The 2703-nt window shown below is 54.9% G+C and carries 4 protein-coding genes; all 4 read right to left on the minus strand.

Annotation, left to right across the window (positions count from 1 at the left end):
• Positions 1–5: 5 nt before the first annotated feature.
• The 4 genes from KSF73_17240 to narI are packed head-to-tail and all read right to left on the minus strand — an operon-like array spanning position 6 to position 2701.
• Positions 6–677, minus strand: a complete 672-nt coding sequence (locus KSF73_17240) for a carbonic anhydrase (GenBank protein ID MBV1777468.1) — start codon at positions 675–677, stop codon at positions 6–8.
• Positions 678–693: 16 nt separating this feature from the next.
• Positions 694–1428 carry an MBL fold metallo-hydrolase gene (locus KSF73_17245; protein MBV1777469.1) on the minus strand — a complete coding sequence of 245 codons (735 nt, stop codon included), beginning with the start codon at positions 1426–1428 and terminating at the stop codon, positions 694–696.
• Positions 1425–2015 carry a hypothetical protein gene (locus tag KSF73_17250; protein MBV1777470.1) on the minus strand — a complete coding sequence of 197 codons (591 nt, stop codon included), beginning with the start codon at positions 2013–2015 and terminating at the stop codon, positions 1425–1427. The genes KSF73_17245 and KSF73_17250 overlap by 4 nt, the downstream gene beginning before the upstream one ends.
• Before the next feature lie 50 nt (positions 2016–2065).
• Positions 2066–2701 (minus strand): respiratory nitrate reductase subunit gamma, encoded by a 636-nt coding sequence (gene narI, locus KSF73_17255; protein ID MBV1777471.1) that lies wholly within the window; start codon positions 2699–2701, stop codon positions 2066–2068.
• Between the last annotated feature and the right edge of the window lie 2 nt (positions 2702–2703).

Here is a 2703-nt window from a genome sequence, read left to right on the forward strand (position 1 = left end):
CAGACTCATGTGCGATCTCTGGTAATCGGGCACACCAGCGGCAGGAAGCTGTCAGCACGTGGTGACCAGCCCAGCAGTGCACCGGCATCAAGATCAAAATACCAGCCATGCAAGGTGAGTTTGCCCTTATCAACGCGATCCTTCACCCAGGGAAACGAACGCAGATTATTGAGCGAGACCAGAATCGATGCGAGTTCGCAGGCACGCTGCCATTCTCGCGGGCTGGCTGCAGGCATTTCCTGAATGACCTGATCGCGGGCGTACGCGGCAATGTTGACCCAGCGCCCGATAAAATCACCCGCCTCGCGGCCGAAATAGCGGCCATCCATCAGCGCACGAATGCCGCCGCATTGGGCGTGGCCTAGCACGATGATACGCTCGACTTCGAGCAGTTCGACAGCAAACTGTATCGCCGCCGATACCCCGTGATGATGGTCACCTGTAGCGCAAGGGGGCACCAGATTGGCGACATTGCGCACTGTAAAGATATCGCCGGGATCGCACCCCAGCAGCATGGCCGGGTCGACCCGTGAATCGCAGCAGCCAATCAGCAGCTTGCCCGGATGCTGTCCATCGCGCAGGTCGCGATAGAGATCGGGTATGTCTTCGAAATACTGGTGCTGAAAGCGCTCGAAGCCGCTTATGAAGCGCTCAAAGTCACCGGGGACATTTGTCATGCTTTTCATGCCGATCTCAGCAAATGCCGACCTTGAGATCAGCCAGCCAGTTGATAAAACGCATCACATCGGCGCCGCGATAAATCGCACCGTGCTGAGGACAAAGAAAATCGATTTCCATCTTGGCCGCACGTTCGCACCAGTCAAGTTTGGCCGAATTGGAGCCCATCCAGCGGCGATGGAACGCTTCGGCATAATGAATGTGTTGGTCAAAGTCTCGAACATAGAGCTCTTGATATTCCTGCGGCAGCAGTGCTGCTCCAATATCGCCGCTGAAGAGTAACTTCAAGTGTGGATCATATAGGTGAAAGTTGCCGGACGAGTGCAAATAGTGTGCTGGAACGGCATGCAATGCGTGGTTTCCCACACGGAATGTGTGGCCCTGATCCGGAATGGCAATCAGATCCTGCTCCCTGCCGCCGAAGTGCGGGATGAAGGTTTTCCAGAGTCCGCTGACATGGCAGCGCAGGGCCGGATTAAAATTCAGCCACAGCGATAGCGAGCTGATGACATCCGGATCCTGATGTGATGCAAACAAGGCAGAAATGCTCATTGGATCAATGACTTCTGCAAGGGCGCCAAATACGGCCGGAAAGATTTCCATGCCGCCCGGATCGGTCAGCAATGCCTCGTTGCCGGCATGACAAAGATATTCATTGGTATCGATCAGGTGCTCGGGTCGCGCGGGATCTCTGGAAATGGCATACCAGACAGCGTCTCCATCCTGAACGATGACGTGTGCCTTTTTCATTTGTTTATCCTTAATGCACGTTTAAGGGTCTCAAGGCTGAGTAAAATGCTGTCTACTTGCTTGGCAAAATCATTGGCGGCATCAGTCAGCGCATCGCCTTGTGTGTTGGCGTGAGCTGATTCGATGCGCGCCGATCGCGCAATAACGGAACCAAACAGGCAAATTTCAAAAGCATTGCCGAGGGCTATATGCATTTGTTTATTGACCTTGTTTAATTCGATCATTTTTAATGAATCATCTGATTTCAAGGTCTGGATAACGGCCTGCAGTCCGGAGTGCGGCGAAGCCTGCTCGGTACGAATCAGTAATTCCATGCATCGGTGCCGCTTGAGCAGATTCGACTCTTCTCGGATGAGTTGCATGCCCAGATCAGTCAGCACCTGCATCTCTACCAGCAAGGCTTTGCTGAAATGCCGCAGTTCGGATGAAATAATGCCAAAGCCGCGTGCATGGTCTCCATAGCGTTTGGCGGTCAGGATGGCGTTTATGCCTAGCGTATTGACCGTGAACGCACAGGCGGCCACCCGCCGGATACCTTGCCGGAGAGTGGCCGCCCGCCGGAGTTCTTGGGCTGAATCATTCGTCATTTAATTTAATCCGCAAGTTGAACCCGGTGTATCCATGTGCAATCACGCCATCACCGTGGACGAACCAACTGCCATGCGCGGGCCAGATAGGTGACCGAACCAAAGCCGCTCCACACGTGCACCAATCGTGTAAACGGGAACAGCACAAACAGCGACAGCCCCATAAACAGATGCAGCTTGAAGATCAGTGGTGCGCCGCTGATCAAGGTTGCCGCATCGCCCCGGAAGGTGAGGATATGCTGCGCCCAACCCATGAACAGCGTCATCATGTGGCCATCGAGGTGGTCGGCGGATTCGACAATGGTGCTCAGACCCAGACCCAGCGTGACCAGAATCCACAGCAGCAGGATTTTGTCCATCGGCTTGGTCACCGCAGCCAGACGTGCATTGGTGAGGCGGCGATGCAGCAGGATCAGGAGACCGATCATGCCGGTCGTACCAAAAATGCCGCCCGCCGTCATGGCAATCATCTGTTTGAAGCCATGGGTGACACCCAGCGCATCCCAGATGGCGATCGGGGTGAGCAAGCCCACCAGATGCCCGAAGAACAAGCCAATCACTCCGATATGGAACAGATTGTTCCCCAGTCGCAGATTGCCGCGATGCAGCACCTGCGAGCTATCGCTTTTCCAGGTGTATTGCTCGCGCTCGAAGCGGACCAGACTGCCAAACAGGAAGATGGCCAGCG

The organism is Burkholderiaceae bacterium DAT-1 (assembly GCA_019084025.1).
Lineage (GTDB): Bacteria > Pseudomonadota > Gammaproteobacteria > Burkholderiales > Chitinimonadaceae > DAT-1.